The sequence below is a fragment of the Kribbella sp. NPDC058245 genome (assembly GCF_042882005.1).
GTDB lineage: Bacteria > Actinomycetota > Actinomycetes > Propionibacteriales > Kribbellaceae > Kribbella.
Genome location: NZ_JBHVWY010000001.1, coordinates 111,358 through 131,466 on the forward strand (window position 1 = coordinate 111,358; position 20,109 = coordinate 131,466).

At 68.1% G+C, this 20,109-nt stretch carries 17 protein-coding genes and 1 riboswitch; of the genes, 8 read left to right on the forward strand and 9 right to left on the reverse strand.

What is annotated here, in order from left to right:
• Positions 1-9: 9 nt before the first annotated feature.
• Positions 10-621 carry a nitroreductase family protein gene (locus tag ACFVWG_RS00570; RefSeq protein ID WP_391540983.1) on the forward strand — a complete coding sequence of 204 codons (612 nt, stop codon included), beginning with the start codon at positions 10-12 and terminating at the stop codon, positions 619-621.
• Here ACFVWG_RS00570 and ACFVWG_RS00575 read toward each other — a convergent pair.
• Positions 618-965: a UBP-type zinc finger domain-containing protein gene (locus ACFVWG_RS00575; RefSeq protein WP_391540984.1), complete on the reverse strand. Its 348-nt coding sequence runs from the start codon at positions 963-965 to the stop codon at positions 618-620. The two genes, ACFVWG_RS00570 and ACFVWG_RS00575, sit on opposite strands and share 4 nt — an antisense overlap.
• A gap of 170 nt (positions 966-1,135) precedes the next feature.
• Complete coding sequence (locus ACFVWG_RS00580; protein WP_391540985.1) at positions 1,136-1,774, reverse strand: HD domain-containing protein; 639 nt, start codon at positions 1,772-1,774, stop codon at positions 1,136-1,138.
• Between the two features lie 58 nt (positions 1,775-1,832).
• Here ACFVWG_RS00580 and ACFVWG_RS00585 point away from each other — a divergent pair, with 58 nt between their 5' ends.
• Positions 1,833-2,813 carry a GlxA family transcriptional regulator gene (locus ACFVWG_RS00585; RefSeq protein WP_391540986.1) on the forward strand — a complete coding sequence of 327 codons (981 nt, stop codon included), beginning with the start codon at positions 1,833-1,835 and terminating at the stop codon, positions 2,811-2,813.
• Positions 2,814-2,926: 113 nt separating this feature from the next.
• On the forward strand, positions 2,927-5,992 hold the full coding sequence (locus ACFVWG_RS00590; protein WP_391540987.1) for a glycoside hydrolase domain-containing protein: 3,066 nt from the start codon (positions 2,927-2,929) through the stop codon (positions 5,990-5,992).
• A 126-nt stretch (positions 5,993-6,118) separates the two neighbouring features.
• Here the strand turns inward: ACFVWG_RS00590 and ACFVWG_RS00595 are convergent, their stop codons facing one another.
• Genes ACFVWG_RS00595 through ACFVWG_RS00605 form a run of 3 tightly spaced genes read right to left on the reverse strand, consistent with a single transcriptional unit; the run spans position 6,119 to position 8,315 of the window.
• Positions 6,119-6,961: a biotin-dependent carboxyltransferase family protein gene (locus ACFVWG_RS00595; protein WP_391540988.1), complete on the reverse strand. Its 843-nt coding sequence runs from the start codon at positions 6,959-6,961 to the stop codon at positions 6,119-6,121.
• The gene (locus ACFVWG_RS00600; RefSeq protein ID WP_391540989.1) at positions 6,958-7,563 is read right to left on the reverse strand and encodes an allophanate hydrolase subunit 1; all 606 of its coding nucleotides are present in this window, start codon (positions 7,561-7,563) and stop codon (positions 6,958-6,960) included. The genes ACFVWG_RS00595 and ACFVWG_RS00600 overlap by 4 nt, the downstream gene beginning before the upstream one ends.
• Positions 7,563-8,315 (reverse strand): LamB/YcsF family protein, encoded by a 753-nt coding sequence (locus ACFVWG_RS00605; protein WP_391540990.1) that lies wholly within the window; start codon positions 8,313-8,315, stop codon positions 7,563-7,565. Before ACFVWG_RS00605 ends, ACFVWG_RS00600 begins: the two co-directional genes overlap by 1 nt.
• Positions 8,316-8,420: 105 nt before the next feature.
• On the opposite strand from ACFVWG_RS00605, the gene ACFVWG_RS00610 reads away from it, so the two are divergent.
• The 3 genes from ACFVWG_RS00610 to ACFVWG_RS00620 all read left to right on the forward strand — a co-directional run bounded on the left by ACFVWG_RS00610 (position 8,421) and on the right by ACFVWG_RS00620 (position 11,017).
• Complete coding sequence (locus ACFVWG_RS00610) at positions 8,421-9,143, forward strand: GntR family transcriptional regulator (protein ID WP_391540991.1); 723 nt, start codon at positions 8,421-8,423, stop codon at positions 9,141-9,143.
• A 47-nt stretch (positions 9,144-9,190) separates the two neighbouring features.
• The gene (locus ACFVWG_RS00615; protein ID WP_391540992.1) at positions 9,191-10,615 is read left to right on the forward strand and encodes an aminopeptidase P family protein; all 1,425 of its coding nucleotides are present in this window, start codon (positions 9,191-9,193) and stop codon (positions 10,613-10,615) included.
• A gap of 174 nt (positions 10,616-10,789) precedes the next feature.
• Positions 10,790-11,017: a hypothetical protein gene (locus ACFVWG_RS00620; protein ID WP_391540993.1), complete on the forward strand. Its 228-nt coding sequence runs from the start codon at positions 10,790-10,792 to the stop codon at positions 11,015-11,017.
• Positions 11,018-11,140: 123 nt separating this feature from the next.
• Here ACFVWG_RS00620 and ACFVWG_RS00625 read toward each other — a convergent pair whose 3' ends face one another.
• The gene (locus ACFVWG_RS00625; RefSeq protein WP_391540994.1) at positions 11,141-12,538 is read right to left on the reverse strand and encodes an alpha/beta fold hydrolase; all 1,398 of its coding nucleotides are present in this window, start codon (positions 12,536-12,538) and stop codon (positions 11,141-11,143) included.
• Positions 12,539-12,635: 97 nt separating this feature from the next.
• Between ACFVWG_RS00625 and ACFVWG_RS00630 the strand changes: the two genes are divergently transcribed.
• Both ACFVWG_RS00630 and ACFVWG_RS00635 read left to right on the forward strand, forming a co-directional pair.
• Positions 12,636-13,010 (forward strand): DUF3817 domain-containing protein, encoded by a 375-nt coding sequence (locus ACFVWG_RS00630; RefSeq protein WP_391540995.1) that lies wholly within the window; start codon positions 12,636-12,638, stop codon positions 13,008-13,010.
• Positions 13,008-13,105: riboswitch (glycine riboswitch) on the forward strand. (Overlaps the previous gene by 3 nt.)
• Positions 13,106-13,184: 79 nt before the next feature.
• A complete protein-coding gene (locus ACFVWG_RS00635; RefSeq protein ID WP_391540996.1) occupies positions 13,185-14,558 on the forward strand; it encodes an L-serine ammonia-lyase in 1,374 nt (457 codons plus the stop codon).
• A 259-nt stretch (positions 14,559-14,817) separates the two neighbouring features.
• Here ACFVWG_RS00635 and ACFVWG_RS00640 read toward each other — a convergent pair whose 3' ends face one another.
• The 3 genes from ACFVWG_RS00640 to lysX all read right to left on the reverse strand — a co-directional run bounded on the left by ACFVWG_RS00640 (position 14,818) and on the right by lysX (position 20,049).
• Positions 14,818-15,645 carry an alpha/beta fold hydrolase gene (locus ACFVWG_RS00640; protein WP_391540997.1) on the reverse strand — a complete coding sequence of 276 codons (828 nt, stop codon included), beginning with the start codon at positions 15,643-15,645 and terminating at the stop codon, positions 14,818-14,820.
• A 61-nt stretch (positions 15,646-15,706) separates the two neighbouring features.
• Positions 15,707-16,612, reverse strand: a complete 906-nt coding sequence (locus tag ACFVWG_RS00645) for a hypothetical protein (protein WP_391540998.1) — start codon at positions 16,610-16,612, stop codon at positions 15,707-15,709.
• 80 nt (positions 16,613-16,692) lie between these two features.
• Positions 16,693-20,049, reverse strand: a complete 3,357-nt coding sequence (gene lysX, locus ACFVWG_RS00650; protein WP_391540999.1) for a bifunctional lysylphosphatidylglycerol synthetase/lysine--tRNA ligase LysX — start codon at positions 20,047-20,049, stop codon at positions 16,693-16,695.
• Positions 20,050-20,109: the final 60 nt, after the last annotated feature.

Genomic DNA, 20,109 nt, shown 5'->3' on the forward strand with positions numbered 1-20,109 from the left:
GTCCATCGGGTGGAGTTCTCAGAGGTAGTGCGTCGGCGGCGGATGGTGCGGGAGTTCGCGGACCGGCCGATCGCGGCGGAGTCTGTCGAGCGGATCCTTGCCACTGGGCAGCGGGGTCCGTCGGCGGGGTTCGTGCAGGGGTTCGCGTTCCTGGTGCTCACCGAGCCCGCGGATCTCGCACGGTTCTGGCCGTTCGCGCCCAACCAGACCCGGTACAAGCCGCGGGTGATGAACGCGCCGCTGGTCGTGGTCCCGCTCGCCGATCGGGCGACCTACCTCGAGCGGTACACGGAAGAGGGCTGGCCGGCGCCGTACTGGAGTATCGACACCGGGATGGCGGCGATGCTGATGCTGTTGACCGCCGTCGACGAAGGGCTGGATGCCTTCCTGTTCTGGCTGATGCCGGACGCGGAGACGAAAGCTGCGGACTCGGATGTGCCGCCGCACGTGCAGGCCTTCCGGGAGGAGTTCGGCATCCCGGAAGGGCTTGACCCGATCGGCGCGATCGCGATCGGTCACCGCGCCGACGACCACCCGCCGCAGCGTCCCGAGGTCGCCGAGCGGCGACGCGCGCCGGAGACCCTGATCCACCGCGGCCGCTGGCAGGGCGACTCCGCCTAGTTGAGGTGGTTCTGCCAGTCGGTGGGGACGTTGCCGGCGGGGCCGGGGACCGGTTGGTCGGCGGGGCGGGACTGGGGGTCGGCGAGGGCCGGGCCGTCGTAGTACTGGGACTCGCCGTAGTGCCAGAACCAGTCCTCGCCGGGCTCGAAGCTGCGGACGATCGGGTGGCCGGTCTCGGTGAAGTGGGCCGAGGCGTGCTGGGCCGGCGACGAGTCGCAGCAGCCGATGTGACCGCACTCGGCGCACCGCCGCAGGTGGAACCACCAGCCGTCGTTGCTCAGACACTCCGCACACCCGGTGCCGCTCGGCGGAACCGTGCTGTCGATCCCAGAACTCTCCGTCATACCGCACATCCTTACCTGCCCAAGCCCCCCGGACAAGCAACCCCCGCACCTCCTCCGGCCAGCCGCCCCCACCCCTCGCGCATTTGACCGGATATCCGCTCAATGTGCTGGTTCTCTGCCCAAATTTTGAACGGAGAAGCGTCAACTTGAGGGGAGATCCCCTGAAATGGTCACTCGGGCCAGGCGGAGGTTTGGATGATCTCGACGAAGTCGGTGCGGTGGTAGGTGGGGTCGAAGTGGGCGAGTACGTCGGCTTTGACGTTGCCGAAGGTGGTGGCGGGGCGGTCGATGAGGCCTTCGGTGAAGGCGGCGAGGATCTGGGGCTTGAAGTTGGGGCGGGGGTGGGCGGCGACGACCGCGGCGCGCTGGGCGTCCGGGAGGAAGTCGTAGCCGAGGCCCAGTACGTCGAGCTCGACGCCGCGGGTAACGAGGGCGATCTCGGCGGCCATGTGGAGGGGGATCTCGGGGGTGGTGTGCAGGGCGATGGCGGTCCAGACGCGGTCGGAGTCGAGGATGGGGACGCCGTGGGAGTCGAGGAAGCGGCGGGCCTCGTCGGCGCCGTCGATCTCGAAGCGCTGGTCGGTACGGCGATAGCGATCGGTCAGGCCGAGGTCATGGAAGAGGGCGCCGACGTAGAGGAGTTCGGGGTCGAAGGTGAGACCGTCGGCCAGACCGCGGAGGGCGCCGAACAGGAAGACGCGGCGCGAGTGGTGGTAGACGAGCGGTGTCGCGGCGTCCCGGACCAGCTCGGTGGCTTCGCGGGCCAGGGTGCTGTCGGGGATCTTGATGCCGGCGATCTCTTCGGTCATCGGACTGCCTTTCCGGAGGTTGGGTCTCCAGCCTCGCGGTGCGGGCTATGCTGGCGCCATGTCCAAAAGGCCGGGAGAACCACAGATTCGGACATGCCGGGTCGCCTTCGTCGTGTACGACGACGTGACGCTGCTCGATGTGAGCGGTCCGCTCGAGGTGTTCCACCAAGCCAATCGCGGCGGCCCCAGGTATGCGCCGCTCCTGGTCTCACCCACCGGCGGCAGCGTGCGGACCTCGGCGGGCCTGACCCTCGCAGGCACTGTGACAGCGGACCAGGCCGGTCGGGTCGACACGGTCGTGATCGCGGGTGCCGATCACCTCGCCGAGCGCGTGCCGGACGACGTACGGGAGACCGCCGCCGTACTGGCGGAGCGGGCAGATCGCGTCGCGTCCGTGTGTACCGGAGCTTTCGTGCTGGCGGACCTAGGAGCGCTCGACGGCAGGCGGGCGACCACGCATTGGCGGCATGCGGACACGCTCGCCCGCAAGTACCCGAAGGTCCACGTCGAGCCCGACGCACTGCACATCACCGACGGCCGGTATGTCACCTCGGCCGGCATCAGCGCCGGCATCGACCTGACACTCGCCCTCGTCGAGGCCGATCACGGCGCAGCTGTCGCACGAGAGGTCGCACGCGAACTCGTCGTGTTCATGCAGCGCCCGGGCGGTCAGTCCCAGTTCTCGACCGCGATCGCGACCCCACCGGCGAAGAGCGATCCCTTGCGAGTGGCGACTGCGGCCGTGGTGGCCGATCCCGCTGCTGACCACAGCCTGCCCGCGCTCGCCAAGCAGGTCGCGGTCAGCCCACGACACCTGACGCGACTGTTCCAGACCGAACTGCAGACCACACCCGGCCGCTGGATCGAGCGAGTCCGCCTCGACCGGGCGCAGCAGTTGATCCTGGACGGCCACAGCATCACCGCGGCTGCACAACACAGTGGCCTCGGTAGCGACGAAACCCTGCGACGGGCGTTCGCGCGACATCTGAGTACGACGCCGACCGAGTACCGGCGGAGGTTCCGGCAGGTCGCCGAGTAGGTATACGAACGGCGTCGAATGGTCTAGCCGAGTTGCTGGACCAATTCGGCGGAGCACGGAGATCGTTGACGGCATCAGGTGGCCGCCCCGCCGCCGCTCCGAGAGGACGTGTCATGCCGTCAGTCCGCCGTCTCGTCATCGCCGCCGTGGTGGCTGCTGTGGCGTTTGCTCCGAACGCACAAGCCGGTACGCCGCCGCCCACGCAGCGGCAGTCCGTTCAGGTCGCGCCTGGAATCGACTACTGGACCGAACCGTCGAGCGCCAGTGTGTTCCAGGACTCCTTGCCCAGCAAGGAATCCGGCCGCGCGATCGCCCTGGACGCCGCGGCCAACGAGGAGGAGAGCGCGCAGATCGTGCTCCGCTCGTCGTCCACTGTGACGGTCGACGGAGTGTCGTTCTCGGCGCTCACCAGCACCGGCAAGGCGATTGCCGCCAGCAACTTGTCGTACAACTTCGTGACCTACAAGCATCTGAATGCCAACACCGTGTTCGGCGGCAACCAGCCGATCTATCCGGTGGTGCGCAAGGCGCCCGGCGACTTCCCGGACCCGTTGTCGAACGCCCGTACGGCGAGCGTCGGCCCGCGGACGTCGTTGTCGATCTGGGTGACCGCCGCGGTGCCGAAGGGAACGGCGGCCGGGGTCTACACCGGTACGGCGACAGTGGCCACGAACGCCGGTCCGCTCGAGGTGCCGATCTCGGTCGATGTCCGGGGAATCACGCTGCCGGACCCGAAGGACCAGACGTTCGAGACCACGTTGTGGAACACGTTCTTCGGTGAGATCTCCTGGAAACCCGACGGCAGGACGATCGAGCAGACCTACCAGTACGAGCGGTACACGCCGCAGTACTGGGATCTGATGGAGAAGGTCGCGGTGCAGATGAAGCGGCACCGGACGAACACGCTGACCCTCCCGCTGGTCAACATGCTGCTCGACGGGAACACGACCGTCACCAACAACAGCAGCGGCACCGGCGTCTACAGCTTCGACTGGAGCAAGATCGACCAGGTCGTCCAGTTCATGGTCGACCGTGGCGTGGTGAAGCGGCTGGAGGGCTTCTGGGTGTCGGCCGACACCGACAACTGGGGCCGGCCGGCCGACGGCATTCGCGAGGTCGAGATCGTCGACGGAACCGGCGGCAAGGGCAGCCGGAACTACGTGAACTGGGACTCGGCGAAGGCGAAGAACTTCATCGACCAGTTCATTCCCGAGCTGCACAAGCACCTGGACGCCAAGGGCTGGACCGAGGGACTCGAGTACTGGATGCACGTCGGCGACGAGCCGGGGATCGGCGGCGGTCAGGAGGAGACGGCCTGGCGCGGGATCCTGGCCCGGATGCGGACGAAGTGGCCGACCGTCCGGGTCGGTGACGCCGCCTTCCACGAGCCGGTGGCGGCGAGCGTCTCGAAGGAGATGTCGGTCGTCATCCCGAACCTGCTCAACTACGACCAGAACCAGGCCGCGTACGACGCATTGCGGGCCCAGGGCAAAGATCTCTACCTCTACAACTGCAACATCCCGGTCGGCAACTACCTCAACCGTTTCATCGACCAGCCGCAGTTCAACCAGCGACTGACGCCGTGGTACGCCTACTCTCGCGGTGCCAACGGCTATCTGCACTACTCGATGAACGGCTGGCTGGCCAACCTTGACGACGTGGAGTCGAAGGGCGATCACTACATCGTCTGGCCGGACAAGGACAACAACACGATCCAGTCGTCGATCCGGTACGAGTCGCTGCGGGACGGGATCGAGGACTATGAAGTCCTGAACATCCTCGGCACGACGAATCCCAAGCTGGCAAGGGATCTGGCGACCGCGTTGACCCAGCGCGCGGACAAGTACAGCCCTGACACCGGCTACCAGGCGCGGATCCGGCGGCTCGCGCTGGACGCCGCCGCCGGCAAGCCGATCGCTCCGGACCTGGCGAGGAACACCACCGCGACCGCGTCGAGTGTCACCGCCGGCCACGAGGCTGCGAAGGCGGTCGACGGTGACAACACGACCAGTTGGCAGCCGAGCGGTACGGGTGCGCAGTGGTTGCAGGTCGACTTCGGTCGGCAGGTGCAGCTCGATGGGCTCCAGCTGAACTGGTCGGGCACCGCAGCAGGCAGCTATGACGTGAAGGTCTCGTACGACGGCGCTCGGTGGAGTACGGCGTACAGCGGTGGTGGTGGAGCCTTCGCCGGGATCAACGGGAAGGCGCGGTATGTCCGGGTCGAGTTCAGCAGTGGAGTGTCCGGGCTGAACAGCCTCGAGGTTGCTGGCAGCCCGCTGGCGAAGCAGAACCTGCTCGGCGGTCGCAGCTACTCGGTTAATCCGGCGCCGAACGACAAGCCGGACAGTGGATTCGAGTCGACCGACGGAGTCCTGGCGGACGCGCACGACGACGGTCGGACCTACGGCTTCGGGGCCGGGCAAGGGACTGCGACCATCCAGTTCGACCTTGGGTCGGCGAAGTCCATCGACGAGGTTCGGCTGCATGCGTACGAGGAGTACCCGGCGTACCGGCCGGACCGGGTGACGATCGCGACGAGCACCGACAACGTGACCTGGCAGCAGAAGGGATTCCTGCCCGGGACGCCGAACGACCAGTCGAAGATCTGGTACCAGTTCGACTTCCCGCCGACCACCGCGCGCTATGTCCGGGTGACCCTGAACAAGACGTTCACGGCCGATGCGTCGGTGATGCTGGTCGACGAGATCGAGGCGTACGGCGCCATCGGCCCGGCCAACCTCGCCGCAGGCGCGTCGTACACGAAGGACAACCCGCCGCACGCGAACTACCCCGACACCGGGAACAAGGAGTCGACGGACGGCGTGATCGCCGGGCACCACGATGACACCTTCAGCTACGGCTACAACTTCGGAGTCGGTACGACGGGCTGGCGGAAGGTGACCGTGGACCTGGGGTCGGTGCAGCAGCTCGGGCGGATCGAGGTGCACGACAACTTCGACGGGGTGACCAAGTACTCGCCGGACAAGGTGCGGATCTCGGCCGGTGAGACCCTGGACAGCGTGACCGAGATCGCCGCCACGAGTGTCTCGTCGGCGCAGTGGTTCCGGTTCCCCGTGCAGACGAAAGCGCGGTACGTGCAGGTCGAGTACGAGAAGTACTCACAGGGCAACGCGGCCGACTGGATCTTCGTCGACGAGATCGCGGTCTACCCCAGCTGACGAGCCCGAACTGACCCGCGCCACCAGATGCGGCCGGAGACAGGACGCGGGCGCTGGAGACCTGCTGCCACAGGTCTCCGCCCGTCACTTCTTGTCTCCGGCCACCTGTGATGGCCGGGGCGGGGATCAACTGGTGAAGCGGATTCCTTGGCCGGGGCGGAGTTGGGCGCACGCCGGTAGGGACGCCGCCGCCACGTAGGCGATCACGGGGTAGCCGCCGGTGACGGGGTGATCGGCGAGGAAGACGACGGGGAGGCCGGAGGGCGGGATCTGGATCGCGCCGAGGGCCATGCCTTCGCTGGAGAGCTCCCCGTCGCGGGCGCGCTCCAGCGGGGTGCCGTCGAGGCGGACGCCGACGCGGTTGCTGTTGCTGCTGACCTCGTAGGTCTGTCCGAGGAACGACGACCAGCCGGCATCGGTGAACCAGTCGCGGCGTGGGCCCGGGGTGATGCGGACGGACACGGTGCCGGCCGCGGGGTCCGCGACCGCGGCCAGGTCGACGCCCGGCATCGGTCCACACGTGCGGCCGACCGGCAACGTCGTACCGGCTTGGAGGGGTGCCGGGCCGAGGCCGGAGAGCAGGTCGGTCGAGCGAGAACCGAGAACCGCCGGTACGTCGATGCCGCCGCGAACCGCGATGTACGTGCGCAATCCGCTGCGTGGCGGGCCGAAACGCAGGACCTCCCCGGCGCGCAACACAGTCGGTGCATTCAGCGGTACGCCGGTACACGGGGCGCCGGTGATGGCGATCGTGAGGTCGACGTCGGCATGCAGGACCAGGCCGCCGAAGGTGATCTCGAGGGCGGCCGCGCCGGGATGGTTTCCAACCAACCGGTTGGATAGCGCGTACGACGTGGGGTCGCACGCGCCCGAGGTGGGGACACCGAGGGCGCCCTGACCGATCCGGCCCACGTCCTGAATCGTTGCCAAGGGCCCCGTTTCCAACACGGTGACACTGGACGGGATCATCCGCGGCCCGCGTCGACGAAGCGGACCCGGCGGCCGGGATGGAACAGGGCCGCGGGATCACGTTGCTGGTCGAAGATCTTCAGCTCGGTCCGTCCGATCAGCTGCCAGCCGCCGGGCGACTCCCGCGGGTAGACCCCGCTGAACTCGCCGGCCAGGCCGACCGCGCCGACCGGGACCTTGGTGCGGGGTGACGAACGGCGCGGGATGTTCCAGTCCGACGTACCGGTCAGGTAGCCGAAACCGGGAGCGAACCCGCAGAACGCCACGGTCCACTCTTCACCGGTATGACGCTCGACGACCTCAGCCGGGCTGCAGTCGAGCAACTCGGCGACGTCGCGCAGGTCCTCGCCGTCGTACCAGACCGGGACCTCCAAGAGATCGCCCGCGCTCCGAGCCGTGGTCAAGGGCTGCACGCCAAGCAGATGGCGATGCAGGACATCCAGGCTGCCAAGAGTTGTCACGAGTACGGTTCGAGCGGCCGGAACGATGTCGACCGCATCAACCGGCCGATCGGCGAGCAGTGCCGTGTAGTAGCCGAGCACCTCGTCGAGATCATCGAGCTCCACCAGCAACGCGGAGTCGCCCGCGGGCAGGATCCGCATCAGCGGCCGAACGGGCTCAGCGTGACGCCGGCATCCTCCAGCGCGGCGCGAACCCGGCGGGCGATGTCGACCGCCCCCGGCGTATCACCGTGCACGCAGATCGAGGCGGCGTCCACAGTCAGCTCACCACCCGCGCTGTCGGTGATCGGCCGGCCGGTGGCCATCGCCGTACAGCGGGCTGCGATCTCGTCGGCGTCGTGCAGCACTGAGCCGGCTTCGCGGCGGGAGACCAGCGTGCCCTCGGGTGTGTAGGCGCGATCGGCGAAGGCTTCGTGGATCACGGTGAGGCCTGCCTCGGCGGCAAGTCGCAACCACGCTGAGCCGGGGAGGCCGAGCACCGGGAGCGTGCGGTCGTAGTCCGCGACTGCGCCGACGACGGCTGCCGCCTGGGCCTCGTGGTGGCCGATCGTGTTGTAGAGCGCGCCGTGCGGCTTCACGTAGCGAACGCGATCCCCGGCGATCCGGGCGAACGCGTCGAGAGCGCCGAGTTGGTAGACGATCTCGTCGCGCAGCGCATCCGGTTCGATGTCGACGAAGCGGCGGCCGAACCCGGCCTTGTCGGCGTACCCGACGTGGGCGCCGATGGCGACGCCGCGCTCGACCGCCTGGCCGGTCACCCGGCGCATGATCGACGGGTCGCCGGCGTGGAAGCCGCAGGCGACGTTGGCACTCGTGACGACGTCGAGCAGCGCACTGTCGTCACCCATCGGCCAGGAGCCGAAGCCCTCGCCCAGGTCTGCGTTGAGGTCCATCCTTGTCCTCCTCGGCCGGTAGAACGAGACTAGAGATTGTTCAACAATCCTGCAAGAGGATGGTTCTACTTTCCCTGATCACCTGTGGTGAGCGATGATGCGGCCATGAGTAGCGGTGAGGCAGACGGCAACCGGCAGGCGTGGTTGCGGACGGTCGCCGCGGATGTCGCGCGGCTCGACCGCAGCAGCTCCGCCGAGCGTGCCGCCGACATCCTGCGGCGCAGTATCACCGAGGGTGCGCTCCCGCCCGGTGCCCAGTTGTCCGAGGTCGAACTGACCGAGGTCCTGGAGGTCAGCCGGAACACGCTGCGCGAGGCGTTCCGGCTGCTCACCCACGAGGGCCTGCTGATCTACAAACTGCACCGCGGAGTCTTCGTCCCGGAGCTCGACGAGGCGGACGTGGTCGACCTCTACCGGCTGCGCCGCGTGCTCGAGGTGGACGTCGTCCGCGGTCTCGCCGAGCGTGACCCCGAGCTGCCCGCGGCTCGGCTCGAACCGCTGCAGGACGACGTCGAGGCGGCTGAGGCTGCGGCCCTGGCGGATCGCTGGCCGGCCGTCGGTACGGCGAACATGCGCTTCCATCAGCATCTGATCGGGCTGGCCGACAGCGCCCGGATGGACGCGATGACCGGCCGTCTCCTCGCGGAGCTGCGGCTCCTCTTTCACGTGATCGCGACGCCGCGCGAGCTGCACGAGCCCTATATCGCCCGGAACCGCGCGCTTTTCGAGCTCCTCGAGGCCCGCCAGTACGACGACGCCGCGGCCGCGCTGAATCAGTACCTGGTCGAGTCGGAAATCGCCATCCTCGAAGCCTTCCGCGCCCGCTGATCCATAAGGGGTTGCGCGCCCCCAGCACGACCTGAGTTGATGGATCCATGACCGACGAGCGGACCGACCAGACGCCCAAGTCCTACCGCCCTATCGACGCCAAAGGTTTCCGCGAGTCGATCGCGCGGGGCTGGGGCGCGGTGGACCGTTCCGTCAGCGTGCCGGACGGGCTGGCCGAGGCCGCCGCCGCGCATCGGCGCAAGCTCACCGCGGCTCTGCCGGGCCGGCGGATCGCGATCGGGGCCGGGCATGCGCCGGTGCGTTCCAACGACACCGACTACGACTTCCGCGCCGACAGCGACTTCGTCTGGCTGACCGGTTGCCAGGCCGAGGGCGCCGTACTGGTGCTGTCGGCCAACGGTGACGCCACCCTGTACCTGCGGGAGGCGGCCGGGCCGGAGGAGGCCGACTTCTTCGCGAACGCGCGCGACGGTGAGCTGTGGATCGGCCCGGTACCGGGCCTCAAGGACTGGTCGGACGCGCTGCAGATCGCCTGCCGCCCGATCGAGGAGCTGCCGTCCGCGGTGCGTGGCGCGGTTCCGTTCATGCTGTCCATCCCCGGCGTCGATCCGATGCTCGACGCGCTGGTGCGGACCGCGCCGTACGACGGTAACGAGCTGCGGCAGACGATTGCCGAGCTGCGCCGGATCAAGGACGACTGGGAGCTCGACCAGCTGCGCGAGGCTGTCGCGGCCAGCGTGCTCGCGTTCGAGGATGTGGCGCGCGAACTGCCCGAGGCGATCCGCGGTGGGGGCGAGCGGTGGCTGCAAGGCACCTTCGACCGTCGCGCACGGACGGCCGGTAACGGCGTCGGCTACGCGTCGATCGTTGCTGCGGGCAAGCATGCGCCGGTGCTGCACTGGGTTCGCAACGACGGCGCTGTGAACGAGGGCGACGTGATCCTGCTCGACGCGGGTGTCGAGACCCGCACCCTCTACACGGCTGACGTGACGCGGACATTCCCGGCCACCGGCGAGTACACCGCGGCTCAGCGGCAGGTTCACGACCTGGTGCACAAGGCGCAGCTCGCGGCACTTGGTGCAGTGAAGGCAGGAGCGCCGTACCGGGCCTTCCAGCATGAGGCGATGGTCGTGCTCGCCGAGGGCCTGCGCGACTGGGGCCTGCTCGACGCGTCGGTCGACGAGCTGCTCGGGCCGGACGGTCAGCAGCACCGCCGCTTCATCGTCTGCGGGACCGGCCACTACATCGGCCTCGACGTCCACGACTGCGACGCGGCTCGCCCGGAGACGTACTTCGCCGGCGAGATCGAGGCCGGGATGGCGCTCGCGGTCGAGCCTGGGCTCTACTTCCACCCGAACGACGAGACCGTGCCGCCCGAACTGCGCGGGATCGGTATCCGGATCGAGGACAACGTCGTGGTGCACTCTGACCGGCTGGAAATCCTCACCGAGGCCCTCCCGATCGACACCGACGGCCTCGAGAAGTGGACCCGGAAGCACCTCAACAGATAGTAATCGTCCGATCACCGAAAATTACCGGTCACCTGCAGTAACGAATCCCGGCGGCGCCACGATGTAGTCGTCGGGGAGGGTCGAACTCGGCCCGGCGCGTGACAGTGGGGGGCCGCGGTCACGCGCCGGCCGGATTCGGAACCCGGATCAGGGGAGATCCACGGGGGAGTGGCCATGAATCTGCGAGTGAGGGTCGTCCATTACGGCCAGGCGCACTGGTACGCCGACATCGACGACGCGGATGATCCGCAGCCCGACGACCCGTTCTGGTACGTCGACCACTGCCGCACCCACGCCCAAGCACTTGAGGCCGCCTGCGCCCAGCTCGCCACTCTGACGAGCCGGGTAGTCCGCGGCGACCGCCTCTACCGAGTCCTCGAGGTCACCGGCGTAGCAGTCTGATCCGTAGCGTCCGAAAGACACGCGGTCCACGTACTGCATTCCTTCGGACGCTAATGAGGTCACTGCGCTAACGTCCGAAAACACGCCGACTACGTACTGCGTTGCTTCGGACGTTGGCGGGGGTCAGCCGGTCGGCGGTACGGCGGCGCACGTCGTACCGGGTCTTGGTACTGCGAGGTTGATGAGGTAGTTGTCGACCGTCGAGGTCATGCAGGTGCCCTTGTAGTAGCTGCCGTGGCCCCAGCCTTCGTAGGTGAGCAGTACGCCGTTGCGGCCGAGCTGGCGCTGCACGCTCTGGGCCATCGTGTACGCCGTTGCCGGGTCGTGGATCGCATTCGCCAGCAGGACTGGGGTCTTGAGGTTGTGAACGTCCAGGCGGTGCTGGGGATTGTTGGCTTTCGGCGCGCCTAGACAGAGTGAGATCGCCATGAACTGACCCGGGTACGGCATGTCCGGGTTGTTGCGGGCGAGTCGGTCTAGGAGAGCTTTGTAGTCGCGGTAGGTGCGGACCTGCAGATTCCAGTCCTGGCAGAACGGGACGAGCGTGTTGGCGACGAGCTCGGTGGTTGGCGGCGGCTGGGTGGGGATGACGCCCGACTTCAGGATGGTCGCCAGGGTGTTCCACTGCGGGCCGTAGAGCTGGCGGAAGACCACGAAGGATGCGTTGAACGGGTTGGCTGCTTGGGTTCTGAGCTCTTTCCAGCGGGCGCGGACGTCCTGACCGTGCAGCGCGCAGGTCGTCGTCTGATCGCACCACTTCACGAACTCGTCGAACGAGTCCTGGACCGACGCGGCCTGCGGGTCGAGGAACTGGCGTGGTGTCGCGAGGCTGTGGTCGAGGACGCTCTCCAGGACCATCGCGCGCACGTGCTGCGGGTGGGTCTCGGCGTACTGCGCTCCGAGCGGGGTGCCGTAGGAGCTGCCATGGAACGTGATGCGGGATTCGCCGAGAGCACGGCGGATCGCGTCCACGTCGCGCACGGTCTGCCAGGTGTCGACGTGGTCGTAGAGCGGGCCGGTGTGGGCGCGGCAGTCGGCGGCGAGGCGGCGGTTGTAGTCGATCAGCGCGTCGAAGCCTGCTTGGTCGGGGACGAGCGGTGACGGCATCGCGGCGTACAGGCTGGCGGTGCACTTGACCGGGTTGCTGCGCGCGATCCCGCGCGGGTCGAAGCTGACGATGTCGAAGCGGTCCTGCAGGTCCGGGCTGAAGCGGCTGATCCCGGTCTTGATCCGGTCGACGCCGGAGTCACCCGGGCCGCCCGGTCCGAAGACGAGTGCGCCGACGCGGTCCTTCTTCGCCGTACGGCGGGCGATCGCGAGGCCCAAGGTTGGTCCGTTCGGGTCCCGCCAGTCGACGGGGAGTTGCAACGTCGCGCACTCCGAGCCTTTGACGACGAGCGGATCTTCCTTGCCTTCGACCTTGCAGTCGGTCCAGTGGACAGCGGCCGATGCCGGCAGGACGGCGAGGCTTGAAGCGGTGACGGTGAGGATCACACCCCACGCGAGCGATCTGAGTCTCATCTGATCGATCCTTCGGCAACCGCTTGCTCCCCACATCGGGGACAGTCCCCCAGACCACCCCGGCTGCGGCTTGGGGGACTTGTTAGGGTCGAGCGCGATGACACACTCACGGTGGTTCCGGACGGTGGCGATCGCCGAGGCGATCTCGTGGACCGGTCTGTTGATCGGCATGCTGTTCAAGTACGTGCTGTCCGACAACGAGGCCGGCGTGAAGCTGTTCGGCCCGATCCACGGCGGCGTCTTCGTCGTGTACGTCGTCACCGTGCTGGTCGTGCGGAAGCCGCTGCGCTGGTCGTGGCCAGTGACGCTGGCCGCGCTGGCCGCCAGTGTTCCGCCGCTGTTCACCTGGTTCTTCGAGATCTGGGCTAGAGGTCGTGAGACCACCGCTCCCGACCTACGCACCGGCCGGATTGACGCCGGCCCGAAGGCCGCCGTACCGTCCTCGACGGAAGCTAATTCAACAGCCGCATGAACCCGTGCGGGAGAGACCCAGGCTGCGTTCGACCTGGGCGCCGTAGGAGCAACTCTCCCCAAGAATCTCTCAGGCACCTTCACCGTACGGGCGAGGCACCTCTGGAAGGCAGCAGCCTGACAGAGCGGGGAGGACACCACTCTCGGTCAACGACGACCGGAAGGGACCTCCAGTATGGCGATCAGCGTCTTCGACCTGTTCAGTATCGGGATCGGCCCGTCGAGCTCACACACCGTGGGACCGATGCGCGCCGCCCGCACGTTCGTGCTCGGCCTGCAGGATGCGCGTCTTCTGACCGCGACTGCCCGGGTCGAGTCCCAGTTGTTCGGGTCGCTCGGTGCGACCGGGCACGGCCACGGCAGCAACAAGGCGGTGCTGCTCGGGCTCGAGGGTGAAGATCCCGAGACCGTCGCCACCCACTCCGTCGACGCCCGCGTCGAGACGATCCGCGAGCGCGGCCGGCTGTTGCTGGCCGGCGTCCACGAGATCGTGTACGACGACAACACCGACCTCGTGATGCACCGGCGGAAGGCCCTTCCGTACCACCCGAACGGGATGAGCTTCGTGGCTCGCGGTGCAGACGGCGCCGTACTGCGGGAGCGCACGTACTACTCCGTCGGCGGTGGGTTCGTGGTCGACGAAAACGCGGCGGCCGGCGACCGGATCGTGCCGGACAGCACCGTGCTCAAGTACCCCTTCCTGAGCGGTGCAGAGTTGCTCGACCGCTGCCGGGAGTCGGGGCTGTCGATCGGCGAGGTGATGCTCGCCAACGAGCAGGCCTGGCGGACCGAGGAAGAGATCCACGGCGGCCTGCTGAAGATCTGGCAGGTGATGCAGGACTGCGTGCAGGAGGGTTGCGAGACCGAGGGCGTGTTGCCGGGCGGTCTGAAGGTGCCGCGGCGCGCGCACCTGCTGCACAACAAGCTCACCCGCGATCCGTGGTCGGTCGACCCGCTGAAGGTGATGGACTGGGTCAACCTGTTCGCCCTCGCGGTCAACGAGCAGAACGCTTCCGGTGGGCGGATCGTCACGGCTCCGACGAATGGTGCCGCGGGCATCATTCCCGCCGTACTGCATTACTACCGGCGGTTCATTCCGGGGGCGACCGATGACGGTTGCGTTCGGTTCCTGCTGGTGGCGGCGGCGATCGGCGTTCTGTACAAGGAGAATGCGTCGATCTCCGGGGCCGAGGTCGGCTGTCAGGGCGAGGTCGGTTCGGCGTGCTCGATGGCTGCGGCCGGCCTGTGTGAGCTGCTCGGCGGTACGCCGGAACAGGTCGAGAACGCGGCCGAGATCGCGATGGAGCACAACCTCGGCCTGACCTGCGACCCGGTCGGCGGGCTGGTGCAGATCCCGTGTATCGAGCGGAACGCGATGGCCGCGGTGAAGGCGATCAACGCGGCCCGGATGGCGATGCACGGCGACGGCGTCCACGTTGTGACGCTCGACAAGGTCATCAAAACTATGCGTGAAACCGGCGCGGACATGAAGATCAAGTACAAGGAAACGTCCCGTGGCGGCCTGGCCGTCAACGTGATCGAATGCTGACGTGCAGGCGCCGCTCACCGACACTGTCCTGATGCCGGTCCTCCTCTGGACCGGACGCTGACAAGCGGCGACCGGCCGACTCCGCCGTACCCGACCACCTAACGTCCGAAGAACCGGAGACGGGCCCTCCGATCTTTCGGACGTAACGCGGCAACCCAGCGAACCCCATCTGATGGGTTCACCCACGAGCTTGTGGGTTCTGGACCCGCATGCGGGTGGGGAACCCACAACGTGATGGGTCCACCCATGAGATGCGGGGTCAGGGGTGGGTGGTTTCGAGGATGGTTTGGGCTACTAGGGCGGGGGCGTCGTTCATGGGGACGTGGCCGGCGTCGAGGAGCGGGATGATGCGGGCGCTGGGGAGTTGGAGGTGGGCGCGGGCGGCTTGGACCGGGGGGAGGATGCGGTCGTGGGTGCCCCAGGCGATGGTGACGGGGAGGTTGGGGACGTCGCCTTCGAAGGTGGCGCCGGCGCGGGCGTGGGCGGCGACGCGGTCGAAGCCGACGCAGTCGCGGAGGGCGCGGGACTCGGCGACGACGGCGTCGGGGTCGCGGAGGGCCGGGCGGTGGTAGATGGTGCCGGTGAGGACGCGGCGGCCGGCGGGGGTGCGGGAGAGGCGCTGGACGGTGGGATCCGGCGTACGGCGGGCGACGCGGCGGAGGTTGGTGAGCAGGCCGATGGCCCAGCGGTTCTCGCGGGGTGTCCAGAAGCCGGCCGGGGCGAGGGCGGTGACCGAGCGGACCAGGTCGAGCTGACCCATGCGGAGCGAGACCAGGCCGCCGAGGGAGTTGCCGGCGATGTGCGGCCGGTCGATGTCGAGGGCCTTGCAGAGGGCGTCGACGGTGTAGGCGAGGCTGTCGAGTTCGTCCGGGACACCCAGTGGGATGTCGGGGGATTCGCCGAAGCCGGGGAAGTCGAGCGCGATCACGTCGTGGTGCTCGGCGAGCTCGTCGAGCACCGGGGCGAAGGCCTGCCAGTGGTGACCGATGCCGTGCAGCAGCACCAGCGGGTCGCCTGACCCCTTGCGGTAGTAGGCGACCTCGACGCCCGGGACGCCGGCCACGGTGACGCTTGCGGTTGCGCTCATGACCTCATCGTGAACCTACTACCGCGTCCTGTCATCGTGACATGGTCGATGTCACATAGCTTTAATAAGCTTCGACCTCGCTGGTAGCGGCGTTGCCGGTGACTGTGGGTTCCAGGTTGATCTTCCAGGACTTGTCCGGCCCGAACGCCTGGTCGAACTTCTGGAACGAGCACCCGCTCCCGAACTGGCGCCGATCCGAACTCCACTCCGCGCCACTCTTGTAGTACAGGTGGTACGCCCCGCCGATCCGGGTGATCGCGGCTGCCTTGCCGGCCCGGATGTACGTCATCACGTGCGGATCGCGCGGCGGCTTCCCGTCGGTGACGACCGAGATCGCGACATCCTTCGACGTACCGTTCGTGATCGACAACCGTCCGATCCCGGTCTCCCCATGACGCACCAGCGTCTCGCCGTTCTCGGGCCGCTCCGGCTTCGGAGCCGCGCCCGGGTTCGGCAACGTGCTCCCGAAGTTCAGCTTGAGCTTCGTCAGCGCCGCCAACGCCGGGGCGAGGTCGGTGCGTAGCCGCCGCTGAACCTTCTGCGAGGTGTATGCACTCCCACCGCAGCGCGCATCGAGCTCGGCCTGCTCCGAGTCGGACAGCTTGTACGCCGCCACTCCGATCCGGTCCTGCAACAGCTGATGTACGGCGGACAGTCGCCCCTCGACCGTCAACGCGGCCAATCGCCCGGAGGCACCGTTCAACGCCTTCGACAGCTCGCCCATCGCCTGGGCCAACCCCTCGGCCGTCTGCGCCCGCGAGAGCGTCCGAAGGCTCACCGCCAGCGACTTCTCGGCCTTGGTCAGCTCACTTTGGTACGCCGCCTGACCCAACGGTCCCCGTGGTGTCACGGACGCGGCCGCCGCCGTCCCTCCGCTCGGCGTCGGCGATACCGCACCGTCGACCGGTGTCGCCGAACACCCCACGAGCACGCACAGCAGTGCCCCAACTACCGCAACCTGCCTCATCCACCCCGCCCCAGTATCCCCAGCCCCGCGCCCTCCTCCAGGCTACGGGTCAACCCAACTAGGGACGACCCGGCACAACGTTAAGAATCCCGCGGCGCGGGCCGGACGAACGGGAATGCGAGCGTGGAACGGATGTTCTGGCCGGTCAGCATCATCATCACCCGGTCGATGCCGATGCCGAGTCCACCGGTCGGCGGCATCGCGTACTCGAGCGCGCTGAGGAAGTCCTCGTCCAGTGACATCGCCTCGGGATCACCGGCCGCGGCCTTCAACGACTGCTCGGTGAGCCGCCGCCGCTGCTCAACCGGGTCGACAAGCTCCGAGTACGCCGTACCGATCTCTGCCCCGAACGCGACCAGGTCCCAGCGCTCGGCGAGCCGGGGCTCGGTGCGGTGCGTCCGGGTCAGCGGTGAGGTCTCCAACGGGAAGTCGGTGTAGAACGTCGGCAACGTGGTGTGCGGTTCGACCAACTCGTCGTACAGCTCAAGAACCAGCTCACCAGCGGAAAGATCGAACGTCGTGTGCACACCGTGCTGGTTGCACAGCTCCCGCAGCGTCTCCACAGAAGTGTCGGGAGAGACCGGTACGCCGGCCGCCCGGGCCACCGCATCGTGCACAGTGATCACCGGCCAGTCACCGGAGATGTCGATCTCGCCGTCCGGCCGCTTCACGATCGGCTTGCCGAAGACCGCGGTCGCCGCCTCGATCAGCAGCTCCCGGGTCAGCTCGCGCATCACGTGGTAGTCGGCATACGGCTGATAGGCCTCGACCGACGTGAACTCCGGGTTGTGGGTGGCGTCCGCGCCCTCGTTGCGGAAGTTGCGGTTCAGCTCGTAGATCTTGCCGAGCCCGCCGACGCTGAGCCGCTTCAGGAACAGCTCCGGCGCGATCCGCAGGAACAGATCGGTGTCGTAGGCATTGATGTGCGTCTGGAACGGCCGCGCGTTCGCGCCACCGTGGACCGCCTGCAGCATCGGCGTCTCGACCTCGATGAACCCGCGCGTCTCGAACCCGTTGCGCAGGGCCCGTACGGCGGCGCTGCGGTGCCGCATCATCCGCAGTGAGTCCGGGTTCATCACCAGGTCGATGTGCCGCTGGCGGACCCGCGCCTCGGGGTCGGTGAACCCCTTCTGCTTGTCCGGCAACGGGTGCAGGCACTTGGCCGCCATCATCCACTCGGTGGCGGCGATCGACAGCTCACCGCGCTTGCTCGTCACGACCTCGCCGGTGACGCTGACGTGATCGCCGATGTCGACGAGCCGCTGCCAGTGATCCAGCGCGGCTTCGCTGCAGGCGTCGGCGGACAGCATGACCTGCAGCTGGACCAGCCCGTCCTGCAACTGGGCGAACGACAGGCGGCCGTGGTCCCGCATTCGCAGTACTCGGCCGGTCACCGAGACGATCTGGCCGGTGTGGTGGTCGGCGGGCAGGTTCTGGTGCAGCTCGCGGATCCGCTCGATCGTCTCGGTCCGCTTGACCGAGACCGGGTACGGGTCGATGCCGGCGGCAACAAGCCCGACCAGCTTGGTACGGCGGATCTGTTCCTGCTCGGTGAGTTTGCGCTCCGGCAGGGTCGGCCGCAGCAGCGTCTCCTCCTGCTCGTGGACCGCCGCCGCGAAGTGGTCACCGTCGCCAGCCTGGATCGCATGCCGCTCCCCCGCAGTCGCGCTGTCGACACGGGTCCAGGGCCGCGGCGCGGGCAGGAAACCCTCGGCTGTCCCAGCAGCCAGCAGCACCTGAGCCAGCGAGGCGCCACGGGCGTAGCAGACCAGGCGTGGTGACCAGCGCGGCAGATACTTCTCGTTCGACTGGTAGAGACTCTCCAGTTGCCAGAAGCGCGACGCGGCCGTGAGCAGTGCATTCGTCAGCCGCAGGACCGGGCCTGCGCCCACCCGCTCGGCGTCGCTGAAGATTTCCCGGAACATCGCGAAGTTCAGCGAGATCCGGTGCAGGCCGAGGTCACCGCACGCCTCCACCAGCGACGTGACCATGAACTCCATCAGGCCGTTCACGGACTCCGGGTCGCGGCGCATCAGATCCAGTGAGACTCCACGCACACCCCACGGCACGAAGGACAGCAGCCCGCGTACGGCGCCGTCGGCATCGCGGGCGATCACCATCACGCAACGCGCGTCGGCGGGGTCACCCAGTCGGCCCAGCGCCATCGAGAAGCCGCGCTCGGTCTGTGCACCACGCCACTTCTCGGCAAGCTCGACGTACTGAGCGAGGGCCTCGGGGGAGAGGTCGCCGTGCCGGACGACCTCGGCGCGGTAGCCGGCCCGCTGGGCTCGCGTCACCGCCTGCCGGACCGGACGCATCGTACGGCCCTCAAGACTGAAGTCGGCGACGTCGATGATCGCCTCGTCGCCCATTGCGAGGGCGCGCAGCCCGGCATCGACGTACGCGCGAGCTGCCTCTTCGCTGGCCGACAGGACCGCCGGCGTCCAGCCGTACAGGCGGGCCTCTTCGGTCCAGGCCTCGATCGCTCCGGGCCAGGCCGTCGGATCGCCGAGCGGGTCACCGCTGGCCAGGCTGACCCCGTTGACCACGCGGTACGCGATCGCCGAGTCGCCGGCCGTGGAGAAGATGACCGCCTTGTCGCGGCGGGTGGCGAAGTACCCGAGGGAGTCGCGCTCGCCGTTCTCGAGGAGCAAGCGCCGTACGCCGAGCTCCTCGGGCTGCGTGAGGTAGCGGACCCGGCGGGCCGACCGCAGGAAGATCGCGAAGGCGATCACCAGCGACGCGGCCGAGATCGCGCTGACGACCAGTCCGACCCAGGCATGTCCTTTGTGCCCGCTGAGCTTGCTGTGCTGCTGGCCGAACGCGGCCACGATCGCCCAGCCGATCTTCTGCCGCTGGCCGGTCAGTGTGTTCGGGAACACCTGGCTCAGCGAGACGCTGACGGCGACCGAGATCAGCATGCCGGTGATCAGGGCGCCGATGGCGAGCCGCCGGCTACCTGGTGCCAGCCGGGCCGGGAACGCGCCGCGGATCTTCCACAGCAGCACGATCAGCGCGCTCACCACGATGACCTGCAGGATGCCGAACTCGAGATCCTTGATCGTGATCCGGTCCAGGTCGTCGACCCAGTCGGACTCCGGGTTGGCCAGCAGCACCGAGCTGAACGTCACATACGCGATCAGGCCGAGCAGCCAGAGCCCCTCGAAGACCCAGAGCACCCAGAGCAGCGCGGCCCGTTTTCCGCGCAACAGCGCGCTTCCGACCACCGCCAGGTACACCGCCGGGAAGAAGGTGTGCCCGGCCGGAATGCCGACGAAGTCGAAGGCCTGGTCGACCCGTCGCACGTACGCCGGAGCGAACAGATGCAACACAATCGCAAGGAACGACCACACCGAGGCGAGCACGACAACGCGCCCGACCCACACCGCAGCGCGGTGCTGCCACGCCGGAATCACCTTCGTCTGTTCGGACCGCACGGTGCGATCATCCCACTCCCGGGGCCATCTGACGGTCGACTTAGGTCTACTCCAGGGGTA